At 40.2% G+C, this 20,224-nt stretch carries 20 protein-coding genes; 2 read left to right on the top strand and 18 right to left on the bottom strand.

The features are described from left to right. The 8 genes from rpsG to carB form a co-directional block, all read right to left on the bottom strand. On the bottom strand, positions 1-474 hold the full coding sequence (gene rpsG / locus A37Q_RS0103810; RefSeq protein ID WP_018298948.1) for a 30S ribosomal protein S7: 474 nt from the start codon (positions 472-474) through the stop codon (positions 1-3). Between the two features lie 26 nt (positions 475-500). After that, positions 501-875 (bottom strand): 30S ribosomal protein S12, encoded by a 375-nt coding sequence (rpsL, locus tag A37Q_RS0103805; RefSeq protein ID WP_018298947.1) that lies wholly within the window; start codon positions 873-875, stop codon positions 501-503. Between the two features lie 152 nt (positions 876-1,027). After that, positions 1,028-2,356, bottom strand: a complete 1,329-nt coding sequence (rimO, locus tag A37Q_RS0103800; RefSeq protein WP_018298946.1) for a 30S ribosomal protein S12 methylthiotransferase RimO — start codon at positions 2,354-2,356, stop codon at positions 1,028-1,030. 16 nt (positions 2,357-2,372) lie between these two features. Beyond that, complete coding sequence (locus A37Q_RS0103795) at positions 2,373-3,185, bottom strand: nitrilase-related carbon-nitrogen hydrolase (protein ID WP_018298945.1); 813 nt, start codon at positions 3,183-3,185, stop codon at positions 2,373-2,375. A gap of 85 nt (positions 3,186-3,270) precedes the next feature. Then, a complete protein-coding gene (gene nusB / locus A37Q_RS0103790) occupies positions 3,271-3,705 on the bottom strand; it encodes a transcription antitermination factor NusB (RefSeq protein ID WP_026196509.1) in 435 nt (144 codons plus the stop codon). Positions 3,706-3,801: 96 nt separating this feature from the next. Beyond that, entirely contained in the window at positions 3,802-4,662 is an 861-nt protein-coding gene (locus A37Q_RS14570) for a class I SAM-dependent methyltransferase (RefSeq protein WP_018298943.1), read from the bottom strand. Between the two features lie 29 nt (positions 4,663-4,691). Further along, positions 4,692-6,590 carry an ATP-binding cassette domain-containing protein gene (locus tag A37Q_RS0103780; RefSeq protein WP_018298942.1) on the bottom strand — a complete coding sequence of 633 codons (1,899 nt, stop codon included), beginning with the start codon at positions 6,588-6,590 and terminating at the stop codon, positions 4,692-4,694. Further along, positions 6,587-9,817: a carbamoyl-phosphate synthase (glutamine-hydrolyzing) large subunit gene (carB, locus tag A37Q_RS0103775; RefSeq protein WP_018298941.1), complete on the bottom strand. Its 3,231-nt coding sequence runs from the start codon at positions 9,815-9,817 to the stop codon at positions 6,587-6,589. Before carB ends, A37Q_RS0103780 begins: the two co-directional genes overlap by 4 nt. Positions 9,818-10,013: 196 nt before the next feature. On the opposite strand from carB, the gene A37Q_RS16520 reads away from it, so the two are divergent. Then, positions 10,014-10,145, top strand: coding sequence for a hypothetical protein (locus A37Q_RS16520; RefSeq protein ID WP_018298940.1), 132 nt, complete (start codon positions 10,014-10,016; stop codon positions 10,143-10,145). 27 nt (positions 10,146-10,172) lie between these two features. Here the strand turns inward: A37Q_RS16520 and A37Q_RS0103765 are convergent, their stop codons facing one another. The 6 genes from A37Q_RS0103765 to A37Q_RS0103740 are packed head-to-tail and all read right to left on the bottom strand — an operon-like array spanning position 10,173 to position 14,897. Continuing rightward, positions 10,173-10,586, bottom strand: coding sequence for a DUF423 domain-containing protein (locus tag A37Q_RS0103765; RefSeq protein WP_018298939.1), 414 nt, complete (start codon positions 10,584-10,586; stop codon positions 10,173-10,175). Positions 10,587-10,609: 23 nt separating this feature from the next. Then, positions 10,610-11,305 carry a 4'-phosphopantetheinyl transferase family protein gene (locus A37Q_RS15775; protein WP_018298938.1) on the bottom strand — a complete coding sequence of 232 codons (696 nt, stop codon included), beginning with the start codon at positions 11,303-11,305 and terminating at the stop codon, positions 10,610-10,612. 3 nt (positions 11,306-11,308) lie between these two features. After that, positions 11,309-12,541, bottom strand: a complete 1,233-nt coding sequence (locus tag A37Q_RS0103755; protein WP_018298937.1) for a beta-ketoacyl-ACP synthase — start codon at positions 12,539-12,541, stop codon at positions 11,309-11,311. Beyond that, positions 12,538-13,263, bottom strand: a complete 726-nt coding sequence (gene fabG, locus A37Q_RS0103750; protein WP_018298936.1) for a 3-oxoacyl-ACP reductase FabG — start codon at positions 13,261-13,263, stop codon at positions 12,538-12,540. The genes A37Q_RS0103755 and fabG overlap by 4 nt, the downstream gene beginning before the upstream one ends. Continuing rightward, positions 13,260-13,721: an ApeP family dehydratase gene (locus tag A37Q_RS0103745; protein WP_018298935.1), complete on the bottom strand. Its 462-nt coding sequence runs from the start codon at positions 13,719-13,721 to the stop codon at positions 13,260-13,262. The genes fabG and A37Q_RS0103745 overlap by 4 nt, the downstream gene beginning before the upstream one ends. Continuing rightward, complete coding sequence (locus A37Q_RS0103740; RefSeq protein ID WP_018298934.1) at positions 13,722-14,897, bottom strand: beta-ketoacyl-ACP synthase; 1,176 nt, start codon at positions 14,895-14,897, stop codon at positions 13,722-13,724. It lies immediately after the preceding gene. Positions 14,898-15,047: 150 nt separating this feature from the next. Between A37Q_RS0103740 and A37Q_RS0103735 the strand changes: the two genes are divergently transcribed. Continuing rightward, positions 15,048-16,250 (top strand): amino acid permease, encoded by a 1,203-nt coding sequence (locus A37Q_RS0103735; protein ID WP_018298933.1) that lies wholly within the window; start codon positions 15,048-15,050, stop codon positions 16,248-16,250. Positions 16,251-16,391: 141 nt separating this feature from the next. Here A37Q_RS0103735 and cyoE read toward each other — a convergent pair whose 3' ends face one another. Genes cyoE through cyoB form a run of 4 tightly spaced genes read right to left on the bottom strand, consistent with a single transcriptional unit; the run spans position 16,392 to position 20,203 of the window. Beyond that, positions 16,392-17,273: a heme o synthase gene (gene cyoE, locus A37Q_RS0103730; protein WP_018298932.1), complete on the bottom strand. Its 882-nt coding sequence runs from the start codon at positions 17,271-17,273 to the stop codon at positions 16,392-16,394. Further along, the gene (cyoD, locus tag A37Q_RS0103725) at positions 17,237-17,566 is read right to left on the bottom strand and encodes a cytochrome o ubiquinol oxidase subunit IV (RefSeq protein ID WP_018298931.1); all 330 of its coding nucleotides are present in this window, start codon (positions 17,564-17,566) and stop codon (positions 17,237-17,239) included. The genes cyoE and cyoD overlap by 37 nt, the downstream gene beginning before the upstream one ends. A 1-nt stretch (position 17,567) precedes the next feature. Continuing rightward, positions 17,568-18,173 carry a cytochrome o ubiquinol oxidase subunit III gene (gene cyoC, locus A37Q_RS0103720; protein WP_018298930.1) on the bottom strand — a complete coding sequence of 202 codons (606 nt, stop codon included), beginning with the start codon at positions 18,171-18,173 and terminating at the stop codon, positions 17,568-17,570. Beyond that, on the bottom strand, positions 18,170-20,203 hold the full coding sequence (cyoB, locus tag A37Q_RS0103715) for a cytochrome o ubiquinol oxidase subunit I (protein ID WP_018298929.1): 2,034 nt from the start codon (positions 20,201-20,203) through the stop codon (positions 18,170-18,172). The genes cyoC and cyoB overlap by 4 nt, the downstream gene beginning before the upstream one ends. Between the last annotated feature and the right edge of the window lie 21 nt (positions 20,204-20,224).

The following is a 20,224-nucleotide window of genomic DNA, read 5'->3' as shown; positions in this document are numbered from 1 at the left end:
TTACCAACGGAAGTGAGCAAATGCTTTGTTTGCTTCAGCCATTTTATGTGTATCTTCACGTTTTTTAACAGCAGAACCACGACCATCAATCGCTTCTAAAAGCTCAGCTGCAACACGGTTACCCATGCTCTTTTCTTTACGCTTACGTGAAGCTTCAATAATCCAACGCATTGCCAAAGTCATTTGACGCTCTGGACGCACTTCAACTGGAACTTGATAAGTAGCACCACCCACACGGCGAGATTTTACCTCAACCATAGGCGCAACATTTTCTAAAGCTTTTTCAAATACATCAACTGCTTTTTCGCCAGATTTTGTTGCTTCGATTCTATCGAAAGCACCATAGACAATCTTTTCAGCAACTGATTTCTTACCTGATAACATAATGTGATTGATAAATTTAGCAACGATCTCGCTTTTAAACTTCGGATCTGGCAACACATCGCGTTTTGGGGCTCGGTTTCTTCTAGACATTATAATACCTTAAATTTCGATTAAACTTATGACTTAGGACGCTTAGTACCGTACTTAGAACGACCTTGCTTACGATCTTTAACACCAGATGTATCAAGTGCACCACGCACTGTATGATAACGCACACCTGGCAAATCTTTCACACGACCACCGCGAATCAAAATTACGCTATGCTCTTGAAGGTTATGACCTTCACCACCAATATAAGTTGTCACTTCAAAACCACTGGTTAATCTCACACGCGCTACTTTTCTTAACGCTGAGTTTGGTTTTTTCGGTGTAGTTGTATAAACACGCGTGCACACACCACGTCTTTGAGGACATGCTTTAAGCGCTGGCACATTCGTTTTTACAACCTTTTTCTTGCGCGGATTGCGCACCAACTGGTTAATAGTTGCCATTATTTACTCCGTAGTTTTTAAACATCTAAATCTTTGCATAAATATAAAAAGACGCCAAATTATATACACCTTCATGTCAAAATGGCAAGAAAATATTACAAGATTTTATCGCTAGGAATAGCGGCAGATAAAATGCTGACAAAAGCATGAAATTATATTAATTCAGCTTCCAAATCATGATCCAAGGCCTGTGTGATTTTCACCTTAACAAACAATCCTTTCACAATATTGGTATCATTAATGTTGCGAATAATCACTACACCATCAACCTCTGGGGCATCATATTTAGTTCTCGCAATGGCGATATTCTCATCGAGATGCACTTCATCAACAATCACAATTTCTTCTTTCCCAATGTGACGTTTGAGTCTTTGCTGACTGATTTGAGATTGCACGTCCATCAAACGTTTTAATCTTGCCTCTTTCACTTCACAAGGAACCAAATCAGGCAAATCATTCGCCTTAGCACCATCCACCTCTGAATAGGTGAAACACCCAACCCTATCAAACTTAGCTTCACGTAGAAAACCAAGAAGGAGCTCGAACTCCTCTTCTGTTTCTCCCGGGAATCCGACAATAAAAGTGCTTCTTATCGTTAAATCAGGGCATATTGCTCGCCACACTTTGATTCTTGAGAGCGTATTCTCTGCATTTGCCGGACGTTTCATAAGCTTTAAAATCCTTGGCGCTGCATGCTGAAGCGGAATATCTAAATAAGGAATAACATGCCCATCCGCCATTAAAGGAATGACCTTATCAACATGTGGATATGGATAGACATAATGCATTCTCACCCACACATTTAAAGTTGATAACGCCTTTGCCAAATCTAAAAAACGGCTTTGATATTGCTTATCCTGCCAGGAAACCTCTTTATATTTTATATCCACACCATAAGCACTTGTATCTTGTGAAATAACCAAAAGCTCTTTCACTCCAGCGTTTACTAAACGCTTGGCCTCAAGCATAACATCATCTAACGCTCTAGATTTCAGCTTGCCACGAATATCTGGGATAATACAAAAGGTGCAACTATTATTGCAGCCCTCTGAAATTTTTAAATACGCATAATGTCTTGGCGTTAGCTTAATGCCCTCTTTTGGCACAAGTGATGTAAATGCATGATGCTCAATGGGCAGATTTTCATGAACTGCACCAATTAAATTTTCATAATCCTGCGGACCAGATATTCCTAAGACATTAGGATATTTCTCTAAGATCATCTCTGATTTTTTACCCAAACAACCTGTCACCAGCACTTTGCCATTTTCATCAAGCGCCTCGCCAATCACCTCCAAAGACTCTTCAATTGCAGAGTTCAAAAATCCGCAAGTGTTCACCACCACCAAATCAGAAGCGTTGTATTCAGGCGAAATCTCATAACCGTCTGATTTTAGCTTCGTAATAATCCTCTCTGAATCAACCAGATTCTTAGGACAACCAAGACTGACAAAGCCAACTTTAGGTGATTTTATATTCATATTGCCTCAATATTATCTATTTTCGGCGATATTGTAACTGGAATGGATTATAATCAAAACTCATTTTTGTGCGCAACTCACAATCAATATGAGACATTAGCACGCTCTCTCCAACATCACAATGCGAGAGCAAATTAGCACCAGCATCCAGAATCATTGAATTCCCATGGTTCAACCGCGCCATATCTTCATGATAACCACATTGATTTGCCACCACCATATAAGCACTATTTTCCAATGCTCTTGTTTTGAGCACCATCATCCAATAATCTGCAAAGTCACTTGAAATCGCTGCAGAAACTGCAAAAATTTGTGCGCCTTGCGCGCTCATATAGCGAAAATACTCTGGCACTAAAAGATCATAGTTGCTTGCCAACCCAACTTTACCAAACGGCGTTTGGATAATCACAACCTTGCTGCCAAAGCTTTGATCTTCAAACACTAAGGAGCGGGCATGCCCAGTAAGCGGAATCTGTGGTTTTAAATGATAATATACATCAATAAGCTCAGATTTATTATCAAACACCAACGTAGCCAGATAAAAGCGCTTCGCATCATACTCACAGTATAAAGGAACGCCACTTGCAATAATCCAAACATTATAACTTAGGCAAAGCTTCTGCAAATAAAGCTGAATACGCCCTTCAGTAAGTATCTCTTTATTGGCTGCATAATCATTACTCTCTGGAGAGAAAAGTGCAAATCGATCTGGAAGCACAATGAGTTTTGCACCTTGAGATGCCGCATTAGCAACATGCTTTCTAAGCGCAATCAGATTCATTCCCAATGCTGATGATGAACTCATCTGAATAGCGGCAATATGTGGCATAAAGAACTTCCTAATCCCTGCTTATTCTTCTGATTATATCACCGCCTAGCTATTTTCAGAATGTTATTACAGAGAAAATAATACCTTACTTCGTTACAGCCTCTTGCCTAAAGTCCCTAGCAATCTTATCCAAAAGGCCATTTACAAACCCATGACCCTCACCTGTTCCCAAGGCTTTTGTCTGCTCAACATACTCATTCAAGACCACTTGATAAGGCACATCTAAGCAATCATAAAGCTCATACGCGCCTAAACGTAAAATAGCCAAATCAATCGCATTAATCGAATCCATATTATTGACAGCATACTGCTCTATTTTTTCATCGATAAGCGTTTTATTATGTATTGCGCCTTCAATAATTCTGTTAAAAAAACTCCAATCAACAGGATGACGATCAACATTATCACTATAAAACTGTGCTTTTAATTCGGAAATACTTGTACCTGCCATCGCCTCTTGATAAAGGGCTTGAATAGCGTGAAAACGCGCGCGGCGACGCTCTTTAATTTTAATAGACATAACATTAAGCCCAATTGGCACTAGCATAAAACATGACCGGAAATTATAGCCAATCCACCTCTAATGTAACAGCAAAATTTTTAGTTTTTATTAAAATTATTCCTTAACCTTCCGCGCATGCCAGAGTGTATTTGGCACGCCTATCATTTCTTCTATCACTTCAAACCCTCTACTAAGAAGGAGCGTCTTAAAATCAAGCTTATGCCAACTTTTCACAAAAGGCTCATAGACAAAGTGAGATAGCCAGCGAAAATACAACCCTTTAAAGCCATATTTTCTTAAAGCTTCAAACAATCCTACCTGATAATGCAGTTTCGACGGCTCAATAAAAACACACTCACCATCTGGTTTTAATACACGTTTGATTTCATCGAGTATTTGATAAATATACTTTGGTGGCACTTCATGCAGTAAGTAACAACTGCTTAGCGCATCAAAACGCCCATTATCAAAAGGCAATGATTCTGCTTTTGCGTGCACAAAAGAAACATCAGGATGCCTTTTAATTGCAGCTTGAAGCAAATAAGGGCTCACATCCACACCCCATACATCTTCTACCCCTTCTTTATAAACTGACGCCGCCATAGCGCCACCACCGGTACCAAGATCAAGCACACTCTTTGCAAAACAAAGCTTTCTTGCCGCATAATGCCGTATCTTTTTCATCTCCCCCAGCATCACAACATCAAAACCACGAACATAGCCATTTGCCAGTATATTTGAGTAATTCCCATTGGGTAAGTTATGAAACTCCTGCTGGGCGTATTTAGGAATAATCTCTTTACCCATTAAATCATCCGGCAAAATCACTCGATTGCGCTTTGTTTCAAAAATACTTTTTAACACCCGAATAATATGCCAAGGGTTTTTCAGGCAAAACTGATCACTCCAACTCTGCGGTAATGAGTATTCAGAAGCATTTAACGGCACTGGATCTTGATAGCTCGCTTTAGACATACCTGCCACTCTCTTTACATCAAAACAAGCTAGCTTAAATCTTCAATTTTCTGAAGAAGACTAAACCATCTGCTTTCCAGCTGTTCAAGCTCTTTTTTAATAGCCGCATGATTGCTTAATACTTCATCTAACCTTGCTTTATCTTGATATAACTCTTGAGATTGAAGCTGAATACTAAGCTTAGTTTCCCCTTCCTGCAAACGCTCAATTTTCTTTTCCAATGATTTAGCTTCATTGGTTAATGGCTTTAATGCTTCTCGCTTTTTTGCTCTATCTTTTCGCTCATCTTTTTTTGCTTTACTGGCGGACTCAGCGGCAATAAAATCCTCTTTTTCCTTTTTATTGGCAACACGTGTGCTTGCAATCATATATTGATAATAATCACTTAGATCACCATCAAAGCTCGTTATTTTCTTGTTATCCACTAGCCAATATTCATCCACCGTGCTTTCAAGTAAATAGCGATCATGTGAAATCAAAATAAGCGCGCCTGAGAAGCTTTGAAGCGCCAAAGCTAAAGCCTCACGGACCGAAATATCCAAATGGTTTGTTGGCTCATCCAAAAGAAGAAAGTTGGGCTCTTCATACACAATAAGCGCCAAGGCAAGCCTTGCTTTCTCTCCACCTGAAAAATGCTTTACTGCATTTAATGCCATGTCATTGGAAAAATTAAATCTCCCCAAAAATTTACGCGCTTTTTCTTGTGTTATTTTTTCATCAAGACGCATTAAGTGCACAAGCGCAGAAGCCTCCAAATCAAGCGAGTCCAAAGAATGCTGAGCAAAATACCCCACCTTTAAATCCGGATGTTTTTGCACACTGCCAGAGAGAAGCGCTAAATCACCGACAAGTGATTTTACCAAAGTGGATTTACCTGCGCCATTTTTACCCAAAAGGCCAACGCGCATTTCAGCCAATACCATCATCGATGCATTATTGATAATCGGGGCAGCATTGTCATAACCTAAAGCGGCATCTTCCAAAGAAATCAGTGCACCTGTTGGCAGTCTATCATGCCCTGCAAATGAGAATTGAAAAGTTGCTTCATCATGCAGCTTTTCAATCCGCTGCATTTTCTCAAGCATTTTAACACGAGATTGCGCCTGCTTTGCCTTTGATGCTTTCGCCTTGAAGCGATTAACAAAACTCTCCAGATGGGCGATTTTAGCTTGCTGCTTTTGATAGGACTTTTCTAAAAGCTCACGCTTTTCAAAATACTGCTTTTCAAAACTGGTATAATTTCCGCTATAGGAAGTAATGGTGTTTTTTTCAATATGCCACACATTTTTAACAACATTATCGAGAAAAATTCGATCATGCGATATTAACAAAATAGCACCTGCATATTGGTTTAAATAGCGCTCAAGCCATAGCACCGCATCCAAATCCAAGTGGTTTGTTGGCTCATCTAACAGCAAAAGATCCGCATCTTGCAAGAGCGCTTGTGCTAAATTTAAACGTATACGCCAACCACCTGATAACACGCTTACCTTTTGATGGATAATATCACTTTGAAAGCCAAGTCCGTTTAAAAGCTCTGCCGCCCTTGCTTCAACCTGATAACCGCCAAGCGCTTCAAAATCACCATGATAAAGTGCATGCTGTTCATAATCTTCACGCTCAAGCGCCGCTTGCATTTTCTCTTTAGTCTCATCAAGCGCTTTTAGCCCTTTAACCACATAACTTAAAATAGAAGACTCAAGATCATCAACTTCTTGTTTTACAGTGACAATATCAATTCCTTTCACCGCCTTCATCTCACCATAGTCACTCTGCATCTCACCTGAAATAAGCGACAAAAGTGAGCTTTTTCCTGTTCCATTTTTACCAACAAGGGCAGTTTTTTGACCCTTAAAAAGAGACAGATTCACCTCAGAGAAAAGCGCCTTAACACCTCTCTGAAGCGCAACATTATCAAGTGTAATCAAGCTTTAAGCTCCATAAATTCACGCCATGAGCGAACATCCACAGGCGCACCATGCAGCTCAGCAAGGGAGCGAAGTGTCAACTCTGCAATCTGTAAATTCGTAATAAGCGGGATGTGATGGTCCACCGCTAAACGTCTTATTTTAAACCCATCAGATAAATTATCATCACTCACATGCTGCTGGCGCCTTGGGATATTAATAATTAAATCTACTTGGTGTTCTGAAATCAAACTTTCAACATTAGGATCTTTATTTTCGCTAATCTTATGTACCAGTTTGGTCTCAACTTCAAGGGCTTTTAAATATTCATGCGTTCCTGTTGTCGTATAGATATCCCAACCCAATCTAGAAAGCTCTTTGATCTCTGATAAAAGCTTACTCTTTTTATCACCACCAATAGATAAAAAGACCTTTTTCCTTTTCACAAACATCTCCGTTGCCTGCCAAGACTTATAAAAAGCATCCAAAAGATCATAACCAATACAGCCGACCTCGCCTGTTGAGGACATCTCAACGTGCGCGACTGGATTTGCTCCTTTTAAACGGTTATATGAAAACTGAGATGTTTTCACACCGACATAGTCTAAATCCAACGTGTTATAGCGCTTTTTCTCGTACTTCTCAACAATCACCTCGGTGGCAATTTCAATAAAGTTATGCCCAGTGACCTTGGAGACAAATGGGAATGAGCGAGAGGCGCGCAAGTTACACTCTATTACTTTCAGGTTATTATCCTTGGCGATAAATTGAATATTAAATGGCCCTGAAATATTGAGCGCCTTAACAATTTTTTTGGTGACTCGCTTTGCTCTTCTGATGGTCTCTAAATAGAGATTTTGTGGCGGCAGAACAATAGTCGCATCGCCTGAATGCACTCCTGCATTTTCAACATGCTCAGAAATAGCATAGATTACAATCTCGCCATTTTCAGCCACACCATCCATTTCAAGCTCTTTTGCATTATTAATAAAATCTGAAATCACAACGGGATGCTCGGGGGAAACCAAGGTTGCCTCAGCCAAGTACTTCTCAAGCGCATCTTCTGAATAGATGACATTCATTGCAGCACCTGAGAGCACATAAGATGGTCGAACAAGAATAGGATAGCCGACTTTATTAGCAAATTTCTTTGCATTTTTTAATGTTGTGACCGACTGCCACCCTGGTTGATCAACCTTCAAATCATTTAGCATCTGCGAGAAGATCGCCCGATTTTCAGCACGGTTGATATCCTCTGGTGAGGTTCCCAAAATCGGATAGCCAGCTTTTGATAACGGTAAAACCAGGTTATTGGCAATTTGCCCACCCACTGAAACAACGATGCCTTTTAAATTTTCAAAATCCGCAATATCTTCTACACGCTCAAGCGTTAACTGCTCAAAGTACAACCTATCTGACTCATCATAATCAGTTGATACAGTCTCTGGATTCGAGTTAATAATAATTGGCGACTCGCCAAGCTTTTTAAGTGTATGAGCAGTGGTTACGCCACACCAGTCAAACTCAACAGAAGAACCAATACTATAAGGACCTGAGCCAATAATCAAACTTGCCGGCGCTTCAGAAGGGGCAATATCATGCTCTGTTCCATGATAAGTCATATAAAGATAGTTTGTTTCTGCCTCAAACTCTCCGGCTAAAGTATCAATTTGCTTAACAAAAGGTGTAATGCCTTGTGATATCCGCCACGCCCTTAACGCTTCTGGCTTCATATCACGGAACCTTGCAATGCTTTTATCAGAAAATCCAAGTTTTTTTGCCTGAAGCAGCAAGTCCTTTGTCAAAGAAAGCGTATTATCTTTAAGCGTATTTTCCATCTTGGCAATGGTATACATATGATTTAAAAACCATTTATCAATTTTTGATAATGTATAGGCTTTTTCAATACTTCCGCCATTCACAAAAAATTTATGCAGCGCAAAAAGACGTCTGTCTGTCGCCTTTTCAATTTCAAGCTCAAGATCAGGGATATCATAAGGATAATCAGATAAATCCGTCGCACCGATATTGAGCATGCCAACTGCCTTTTGCAATCCTTCAGGGAATGAGCGACCAATCGCCATCACTTCACCAACAGATTTCATCTCCGTACCGATAAAGCGCTCTGCCTTTTTCAGTTTATGCGTATCCCAACGCGGAATTTTCACCACGATATAGTCAAGCGCCGGCTCAAAATATGCACAGGTTTTTTTCGTCACTGCATTTTGAAGCTCATGCAATTTATAACCAAGCACCAATTTGGCAGCAATAAACGCCAAAGGGTACCCTGTTGCTTTGGAGGCAAGCGCGGAAGACCTTGATAAACGCGGATTAATTTCAATCACACGATAATCAGAAGTCTCAAGGTTAAAGGCATACTGAATATTACACTCACCAATAATTTTAAAGTGATTAGCAACCTCTATCGCAATTTCACGAAGACGATGATACTCCTCATTATTCAACGACTGAGAGGGAGACACCACAATACTCTCACCTGTGTGTATCCCCATTGGATCAAAGTTCTCCATGTTACACACAGTCAGCACATTGCCCGCCATATCACGGACAATTTCATATTCAAACTCATTCCAACCAAGCAAGCACTCCTCAATCAACACTTGAGAAGTTGCATTGAGAACTTCAGTCACTCGATGTGTTAGCTCTTTTTCATCCTGAACAATGCCTGAACCTAGTCCGCCCAAGGAAAAGCCCGATCGCATCATTAATGGAAAACCAATTTCCTTTGCTGCATCTATTGCCTCTGCCAAAGTTGTCGCAACAAAGCTCTTGGCAGTTTTAACGCCAATTTCATCAAGTTTTGCTTTAAATAAGCCTCTGTCTTCTGCCTCTTTAATCGTCTGGACAGAACTTCCAAGCACCTTAACACCATGAAGCGCCAAAATACCTTTTTCTTCAAGTTTAAGCCCAAGGTTTAGCGCCGTTTGCCCACCGAAGCTAAGCAAAATGGCATCAGGCTTCTCTTTCTCAATAATCTTAGTAACATGCGGCAAATCTAAAGGTTCAAAATAGACTTCATCTGCCATTTCAGGGTCTGTTTGTATCGTTGCGATATTAGGGTTAACCAGAACAACCTTAATACCTTCTTCTTTTAATGCTTTAATTGCTTGCGAACCGGAGTAGTCAAACTCACCTGCCTGTGAGATACGAATTCCACCTGATCCTAATAATAAAACTTTCTTGATACTTTTGAGCATTTGAGGGGTTTTTTGACTGCTTTCACGCATTGAGAATTTTCACCTTGCTGAGTTTACCCTATTTTAAAGTGTTTTTTTAGAAACGCAATTGGCTGGGTGTATTTTTACTGACCTTTGGATTGTAACAAAACATATACACACCAATACACACTTGAAACAGACAAAGCGTATAAACTCTATTACGATGGACAGTGTGTACAATAGTTAATCAAAATGTGAGGATAACATGAAAAAAGTTATGCGATTTGCAATTAAAGCGCTTGGAGCAGCTGGCAGTGTATACACTTATAATATTTCAACTCAGCATCTAAAAGACCAAGCTGAAAAATACCACTTACATCAAGATCTGCATATGTAAAAAGACCTTTTGTTTAAGTCCAAATACTCAAGGCTTTATCTTTAAAAGTCTAACTATATAAAGGCATAATATAAGCCAACCAAGCATAAATAAGCTGCCACCGATCGGGGTAAAATGAAGCGCAGAATCAATATGCCATAAATTTGCACCATATATCCCAAATGAAAATAAAACAATACCAACAATAAAACAGGCACTTGCAAAGAGCAGCAAACACGAGCGCTGCTTTAAACTTATCGAGTAAAGCAATATCAAAAAACTCATCATAGCGTAGAGCTGATGATAGTTAAGCGCAGTTGTAAGGTTATGCATTAGCTTTTGACTTGCGCCCAACACGCCATGGGCAATATACGCCCCCAGTATTACTGACAGCAAGCCAAGCACCGCTGATATCAGCAGCATCATGACATGTAAATAAAACAAACACCCTCTTTTTTTCATCATTTACCCTTGTATCTATCCGCCTATTTCACTGCGTTAAAAACACTTAATTGACTCCTTTGCCAACCCTTATCGCTAAAGCAATATATTTCAAGCTGCTTAATAGGTTTATTACTTGCCAAAGACAGCAATATATTCTCACTCAGCTTGCCACTATAATAATAAATATCTTTACTTTTAGAGGTTTTATCACTAACAAGGGTATGATTTTCCACAAAGAAACTATAGCTCACAAGCCCATTAGCAATGCCTTCCCCTGTCAGCTTTAAACTTGCCTCTTTGAGCGTCCATATTTGATAGAACCTTTCTTTTTGTACCTTTTCACTAAGCGAGCTTAGCATCTTGTATTCACTCGGTGAAAAATAGTGTTTCGCAATCGACAATACATCTGTTTTTTCTTTCACTGACTGCACATCAATGCCAACCATTTGCTGAGCTGAAACAGCCATTAATACATATTGATCCGTATGACTGATATTAAAATCAATAACGCTATTTTCAAGATAAGGGCGCCCTTTTTCGCTGTAATAAAAAGACTGTTGATTTAACTCTACATTATAATATTTCAACAAAACATCTCGGCGAATCCACTGTGAAACAAGGTATTCAGATCGTTTCTTAGGATGTTTAAACTTTTGTGCATTTAAATGTATCTCATCTGGCAGTGACAGCACTGTCAAATCTATATCAGCGACAGGGACAATATAAACAGCGATCATAGTTTATGCGATATTTTTTAAAATAATCGACGTATTAATTCCACCAAAGGCAAAATTATTACTCATCATATATTGACAGCTTTTCTCTCTTGGCTGATCAATGATGTAATCAAGCGCTGCACATTCAGGATCAATATTTTCCAGATTTGCAGTTGGTATAAGGCAACCCTCCCTCATCATCATTGTGCTTAGCCAGAGCTCAAGCGCACCACAAGCACCCAATGTGTGCCCAAAGTATCCTTTTAATGAGCTTAACGGTGTTTTTGTTCCCATCACTTGCATCGTTGCATGAGATTCAGCAACATCACCGCGATCTGTAGCTGTTCCATGCGCTGAAATATACTCAATTTTTTCTGCTGAGATATAAGCATCCTGTAAAGCAATCTTTAATGCTTTTGCCATCTGATCTGCCGTCGGCTGTGTAATATGACGTGCATCACAGTTGGTTCCAAATCCAACAACCTCAGCATACATTTTTGCCCCACGTTTAAGCGCATGTTCATACTCTTCTAGAATTAAAGTCACACCGCCCTCTCCAATAACAAGACCATCTCTATCTCGATCAAAAGCTCTTGGTGTTAGCTCTGGGGTATCATTTTTCTGACTTGTTGCAAATAACGTATCAAATATAGATACCTGACTTGGGCAAAGCTCCTCTGCACCACCTGCCAGCATCATATCTTGCAGACCAAATTTAATACTTTCATAGGCATATCCAATCGCCTGAGAGCTAGAAGTGCAGGCACTTGAAGTTGGAATAACACGTCCTGTTAAGCCAAAATATAATGCAATATTCACCGCACAGGTATGACTCATGGATTTGACATAGGTGGTTGCGCTGACATTCGCAAGTGTTTTTTCAGTGCTTATCTTAATCAAATCACAAAGTGCATCGGTACTTCCCGAGCAAGAGCCATAAGCAATACCAACTCTGCCATTCTCCAGTAATGACTGATTTGAAAGCACCTCAGCGTCCATAAGCGCTTTTTCTGCACTTAAGGTTGCAAGCCTTGCCACTCTTCCCATGCCTCTTAGCGCTTTTCTTGTATAATGCTCAGGCATATTAAAATTTTCAATTGGCGCACCAAGCGATGTATGAAGCCCCTTTATCTCTTTCCACTTTTCAATCGAACGGATGGCTGTTTGAGCTGTCAACATATTTTGCTTAATGCTTTGCCAGTTATCTCCAAGTGCCGTCACACCACCAAACCCTGTAATCACAACACGTCTTGTCATACCAGCCCTCCATTTACTGAAATCACTTGGCGAGTAATGTATGAAGCCTCGGGAGAAAACAAATAATTAACCAATGAAGCCACCTCTAGCACTGTCCCTGCTCGCCTCATTGGAATATGACGCTCAATTTCACCTCTGTGCTCTAATTTTTGAGTCATATCAGTATCAATTAACCCAGGCGCTATGCAATTCACGGTGATTTTTCTTTTCGCAAGCTCAAGCGCCAAAGCCTTTGTTGCACCTATGATCCCGGCTTTTGCTGCACTATAATTAACTTGCCCTTGATTCCCCATCACACCAGAGACAGAAGATAAAGTCACGATCCTGCCCCCTTGTCTAAGTTGAATCATCGGCAGAACACAGGGCTGAATCACATTATAAAAGCTATCTAAATTGGTATGGATAACTCGATCCCAGCTCGTTTCTGTCATCGAAGGGAAAACAACATCATCCACAATCCCAGCGCTATTAACAACACCATAAAAAGCACCATTTGCTTCCATATACGTCTCTAACGCTTCTTTTGTTTGCACACGATCAGATACATCAAAACACATAATGCTGCCAGCGCCATTTGCTTTTTTGATCATATCAAGCGTGTTATTTGCACCTTCAATGTCTTTATTGTAATGAACCACGACCTCAAAGCCTGATTTTGCCAGCAAAATAGCCGAAGCTTGCCCAATGCCCTTACTTGCGCCTGTTACTAATACTTTTTTCATATTGTCTTTTGACCTTGTAATATTCTCTCAAATTCATCCTCTGAGGGTTGATACGCACTAAAGCGCCCGCTACTTAATAGCTGCCCTGTAGTATCTAAAATTTGCCCACTAAATACACCCACAGGATTCTCTATCATCACCTTTTGACTGATGACTGTTAGTATTTGATCACAATCAAATTGTTGTTTTTTACTTGTGCAACTTCTCACACTCATTAAAAAGCCATTTCTTTTTCTTCTAAGTGCGCCCTCTGCTTGAAAATAAGCCAACACCGCAGATGCTTGAGCCATCATTTCAATTCCAACCCAGTGGTAGACACCATTGATTGCTTGATCATAAAAAAGATGCTCCTCTGTAATCACAGCTTCACAAACCACCCTCTCTTTATCAGCACTAATTACCCTGTCAATAAGACGCATAGGATACTGCTGTGGCAAGATATCATCTAAATTATACATTTACCTTCTTCTCATAATCAAAGTTGCATTACTACCACCAAAGGCAAAAGAGTTACTCATAAACACAGGCTTATCCCAGCTTACCCCTTGCTCTGCTAAATAAATACGCTCTATATCAGGGTCGTAGTTCCCATTATCTAACTGAAATGGTAAGTATCTTTTGGGATTATACTCATTTGATAATGATAATGCACATAGAGCAAACTCAACAGCACTTGCCGCGCCAAGCGTGTGGCCAGTTAAAGGCTTTGTTGAGCTACAAGGCACCTCTGCGCCAAGCACCTGTGAAATAGCTTTTGCCTCCATTTGATCATTTTTCAACGTTGCCGTACCATGCGCATTCATATAACCCACATCACTTATATCAAGCTTTGCATCTTTAAGCGCCAACTCCATTGCCCTTACAGCGCCAGAGCCAGCTGGGTCAGGAGAGGTTATATGATAAGCATCAGAGCTCTCACCACCGCCTGCAAACTCAATTTCACCTTCTTCCTGTGATAACACAAAAAGCCCAACACCTTCGCCAATATTAATACCGTCTCTATCTTGTTTAAAAGGCTGACAAATTCCTGCTGAGATTGAATCTAACGCATCAAACCCATTTAGCGGAAATGCTGATAAAGTATCACAACCACCTGTAATAACCACATCACACAATCCTGCTTGAATCCATCTTTTTGCACATATCAGCGCTTTTGCACTTGATGAGCATGCTGTAGAAACTGTCATTGAAGGCCCAAGCACCCCTGAGATTTTTGACAGAAAGACTGAAATTTGACCCAGCTCCTGCTGATGGTAATCAAACGCATCTGGCATAACATGCTTCTCTTTAAAGTACTGGTATGCATGCTCACCTTCAAGAATTCCTGAGGTGCTGGTGCCAAGAATAATGCCGATTCGATGTGTTCCATATCTGACTTTCATCTGCTCAATGGTTTTCTGAACCTGTAAATACGCAGTGAATAACAAACGATTATTGCGACAGTAATGCTCAGGGTATTTCGTGAAATTCTCAAGCTTTGAGGATACTTTACCCACACAGGCAGGACGCGATGTGAGCAATTCATCATATGGAACAAGCGGACTTTTTGCCTGAAAAAGATTATTCGCAATTTCCGCCTTATCGCCACCCAAAGCGCACAACACACTATAGTCATTTATAAAAATAGGTTTCACTAAATGTAAGCTAATAGTCTCAATGATGATTTTATTAGTATATCACTGACAAGGCATTTTGCAGAGCCTCTTAACAGCTTTGATACTGCTGCGATTGCATCTGATAATACTGAGCGCTAAAATACCCCAAACATCTTACGAGGGTTCTTCATGATTTTATCATCTAAAGGCTTTGGGTCGGCCATGATTATTACTGGAACAAGTATTGGCGCCGGCATGCTTGCTATCCCAGCCACGGTTGCTGGAAGCGGCTTTTGGCTTGCCAGTATTTTGCTTATTGTGACATGGTTTATTATGATGCAAAGCGCACTTTTATTGGCTGATGTTAACCTTACGATGGACAACGGCACCAACTTTAGCCGCATGGCTTATTTAACGCTTGGGAAAGCAGGGCAAAGCATCACTTGGGTCTGTTACTTACTTCTTCTTTATTCTCTTACTGCTGCCTATTCAGCAGGCGGGGGAAATTTGGTTGCAAGCGGTCTTAATATGCTCAACATCCACGGACCTGACTGGCTGAACAGCCTACTATTTATTATGATTCTTGGGCTATTTGTTTATTTAGGCACAACGGCTGTTGACCATGCGAATAAAGTTCTAATGCTCCTTAAATTTATCGCCTTTTTTGCCTTTATCATTGCTATATTGCCAGCAGTTAAAGCAAGTTACATCAATACGCAAACACCTAATTTCAACTATATCTGGATCACTTTTCCTATTTTGATTACTTCCTTTGGTTTCCATCATATTATTCCAACACTTAGAACCTATGTAGACTCAGATAGACAAGTGCTAAGACGCGCCATTATCTTCGGCAGTTTTATTCCACTTATTATTTATATCTTATGGTGTGCGACAACTTTAGGCTCTATTCCACTTTTTGGAGAAGGTGGCTTTCATGATATTATCACCTCCAATAATATTACCGCTGGTATTGTTTCAAGCTATCATAGCTCTTTTGTCGGCAAGTTTGCTTATGCATTTGAAGCCATCGCTGTCACCACCTCGTTTTTAGGTGTAACACTTGGACTATTTGACTTTAATCGTGATACTTATAAGCTACAAAGACAAAACCATATCACCCGAATAATTGCCTTTATTATTACCTTTTTACCACCACTTTTATTTGCGGTTTTCTACCCAAATGGCTTTAAAACAGCCCTCGGATACGCGAGCATATTCGTTGCAATTCTACTGATTGGTTTACCCGCTGCAATGGCTTGGGTTATTAGAACGAGAGAAAATAATCATAAAGGACTCAGTAAACTCCATTTACTTATTATTCTGATTATTGCTGTAATCATGATTCTTTTAGAGGTTGCCACTCTAACAAATACCTTGCCGAGTTTATAACATCTTACGCAATACTTCTCTTACCACATGGTGAGAGTAACTTATCTTAACAACAAGATCATCCTTATTATGCAGTGCAATTTCTCTATTAACGAAGCAATTGCACTTTCAATTGCCCAAGAAGACAACCAAGACTAGAGGCTACACCATCATCATGATAGAGAGAATAGTAATATTAATAATTGAATAGATAAAAACTTTCCGCGCCCATTTGACCGTATCTTCCGTATAAAAGCCCTGCACACCCAGGATCAGCCAGACTAACCCCATAATTAATGCTGAGGCAAGATATAATAAATGGGTATTTGCTACAGCGCTTAGCGCGAGTGTCGCCGCCACATACAAAACAATAAACACCATCATATTCATTTTTGTATAGCGCATGCTTCGCTTCAATGGCAATACAGGAATATTTGCAGCCTTGTAATCGCCCTTACGATAAATCGCAATGGCAAAAAAGTGTGGCATTTGCCAGCAGAACAATATCAAAAACAAAACAACAGCGACTTCATTGAACTGATTCACCACCGCCGTGTAGCCAATGACAGGCGGCACAGCACCAGAGATTGCCCCGACAATTGTGCCAAAAGTAGAGCTTCTTTTAAACCAAAGTGTATAAGCTACGACATAAGTAAACAAACCTATAGCCGCCACCAACATGGTCAGAAGGTTTGTACCAATATACAAAAATAAAAAGCCAAGAACGCCGAGTATAAAGGCATAGCTCAATGCAAACTTTAAAGAAATCAAACCACAAGCAGAAGGCCTTTTTTGTGTACGACTCATCAGCTTATCGATATCTCGATCAATATAGTTATTCAGCACACAGCCACAAGCAATCACAAATGCCATACCAAATAGCACTGAAAGAAATGATAACCAAGAAAAAAGGCCATCGGCCTCTAAGAAATAGCCACCACACAAAGTGACGACATTACCAAATATTATCCCTGGTTTAGTCAGGGATATCAATTGCTTTACCCGGCTCACATCATCATGGTGTAAAGATTGAACATGATCCATAACGTACCAACAAGAAGAATAATTACCACAACAAGCGTGAATATAAAGCTAATCATATTCCAGCGTGCTTTTGAATCTGTGCTCAAGTGCAAAAAGAAAACCAGCTGCACATAGAACTGCAATAATGCCAACACAGCGACTGAAATGTATAAACCTACTGGGGGAAATACCTTAAAGCCCACTAACGCAAAAGCCACTACCGTAATGATGATTGAGAGAAGAAACCCTGTGATATAGGACTTATATGTCCCATAAGCTGCACCGGTGTCTTTATCGTATAAATGCTCGCTCATACTATATTGCTCCCATTAAATAAACAACGGAGAAAACAAAAATCCACACGATATCCAAGAAATGCCAGAACAAACCTAAATAAGTTAGTTTCGTTTTTGTTAAAGGCGTCATACCATGCTTTTTCAATTGGAAAATCATGCTGATAATCCAAACAATACCTAAAGTCACATGAAGACCATGCGTTCCTACCAAAGCAAAGAATGACGAAAGAAACGCGCTCGATGCCCAGTAATGTCCTTCTACGTATAGATGGTGAAACTCATAAATCTCCATTGCAATAAAGCAAATACCCAAAATAGCAGTCACCCAAAGCCAGCCTGTGACACGTGCGACACTACCTGAGTTTCTGGAAAGCATTGCTAAACCAAAGGTGAAGCTACTGAAAAGAAGAAATAATGTTTCAATAAAAACAAATGGCAGATCAAATAATTCTTTGCCACTTGGTCCACCAAATGTATGTGTATGGAAAACTGCGTATACGGCAAACAACGTTGCGAATAACACACAGTCACTCATAATGTACACCCAAAAACCAAACACGCGGTTTGAGCCATCAAAGTGGTGCTCATGCTCCCCGTGATGATTATCTGCTACAGCTGCGCTCATGCTATCACCTTTTCTTTTAATTTTTCGCGTTCCTCTTCGACCTCTTGTACTTCTTTTGCTTTCACAAAATAGTCAATATCATAGTCAAAAGAGCGAATCAGTACTGAAACTAAAATTCCAGCCAACCCTACAATAGCTAACCACCAGATATGCCAGATAGCTGCAAATCCAAATACCAAGGAGAAAAAGCCGATAAAGAATGAAATACTGGTATTTCTTGGCATATGAATATCTTGATAGGTTTGCGGTGTATCAATTGGTTCATCTTGTGTATTAAGACCTTTTTGCTTCTGTTCCCAGAAAGAATCGCGCTCATTGGCCACAGGATCATGCGGGAAGTTATAGAACTGAGCAGGAGACGCTGTTGACCACTCCAATGTACGCCCATTCCACGGATCACCTGTTACATCGCGGTTTTTATGTCTATCTTTGATACTGACAATGATCTGTAGCACTTGGAAGAAAATACCCAAAGCAATCAGCATTGCACCACACCAAGCAACAATTAACCACGGTTGGAAACCAGTAGAGGCATCATAGTGATATAAGCGTCTTGTCATGCCTTTTGCACCAAGGTAGTAAAGCGGCATAAAGGCAACGAAAAAGCCAATAATCCAACACCAGAAAGAATACTTACCTAAGCGCTCATTCAAAGTGAAGCCAAACATTTTCGGGAACCAATAGATAAGCCCTGCGAAATAACCAAATACCACCCCACCAATAATAACATTATGGAAGTGAGCGATAAGAAACACACTGTTGTGCATTTGGAAGTCAACACCCGGAACAGACAATAATACACCTGTCATGCCACCGATAGAGAATGTGATAATAAAACCAATCAACCAGTACATTGGTGTTTTAAAGATAATGCGCCCTCTGAACATTGTGAAAAGCCAGTTAAAGATTTTCACCCCAGTTGGGATCGCAATAATCATTGTCATCACACCAAAGAACGCATTGACGTTGGCCCCCGCACCCATTGTAAAGAAGTGATGCAGCCAAACGGTAAATGAAAGAATTGTAATAGCAATCGTCGCCCAGACCATAGTCGCATAACCAAAGAGTCGTTTTTGCGAGAATGTCGCTGCAACTTCTGAGAATATACCAAATGCTGGCAAGATAAGGATATATACTTCTGGGTGACCCCAAATCCAGATCAAATTAACATACATCATCTGATCACCACCAAAGCTTGTGGTGAAGAAATGGAAATCAAGATATCTATCTAATGTTAATAATGCCAAAGTAACGGTCAACACAGGGAAAGCCGCGATCACAAGGATCATTGCACAAAGTGCTGTCCATGTGAAAACAGGCATTTTCATTAGGCCCATGCCTTTGCAACGCATTTTAATGATGGTCACAAAAAAGTTAATCCCTGACATTAATGAGCCAATACCCGATATCTGTACGGCCCATATATAATAATCGACACCTACCCCGGGGCTGTAAGCGGTCTCCGAAAATGGTGGATACGCCAACCAACCAGTATGCGCAAAATCACCAATTAACAGTGACATATTTGCCAAGATCACCCCAACAACAAACAGCCAAAAGCTAAGTGCGTTCAAATAAGGAAAGGCAACATCGCGTGCGCCAATTTGAAGCGGCACGGCAATATTGATCAAACCGAACATCAGTGGCATCGCCACAAAGAAGATCATAATTACACCGTGAGCAGTGAAAATCTGATCGAAATGCTCTGGAATCAAATAACCATGCGAAGAGCCCGAGGCCAATGCCTGCTGTGTTCTCATCATCGCTGCATCAACAAACCCTCTAAAGAGCATCACAAGTGCAACGATTATATACATAATCCCAATTTTCTTATGGTCGACTGTCGTGATCCAATCACGCCATAGCATACCCCATTTTTTAAAATAGGTAATACCACCTACCAACACAATTCCAGCGATCACAATAAAGACAAACATCCCTAAGATAATCAACTGTTGACTAACCGGCTCATAGAGGTATGGAAACACCTCGTGCGGATTACTTAGCCTTCCAATTAATGTTTCTAACATTTTCTTTTCCTATTACTTATC

The organism is Fangia hongkongensis FSC776 = DSM 21703, from assembly GCF_000379445.1.
GTDB lineage: Bacteria > Pseudomonadota > Gammaproteobacteria > Francisellales > Francisellaceae > Fangia > Fangia hongkongensis.
This window is presented reverse-complemented; position numbering and strand designations above follow the sequence as displayed.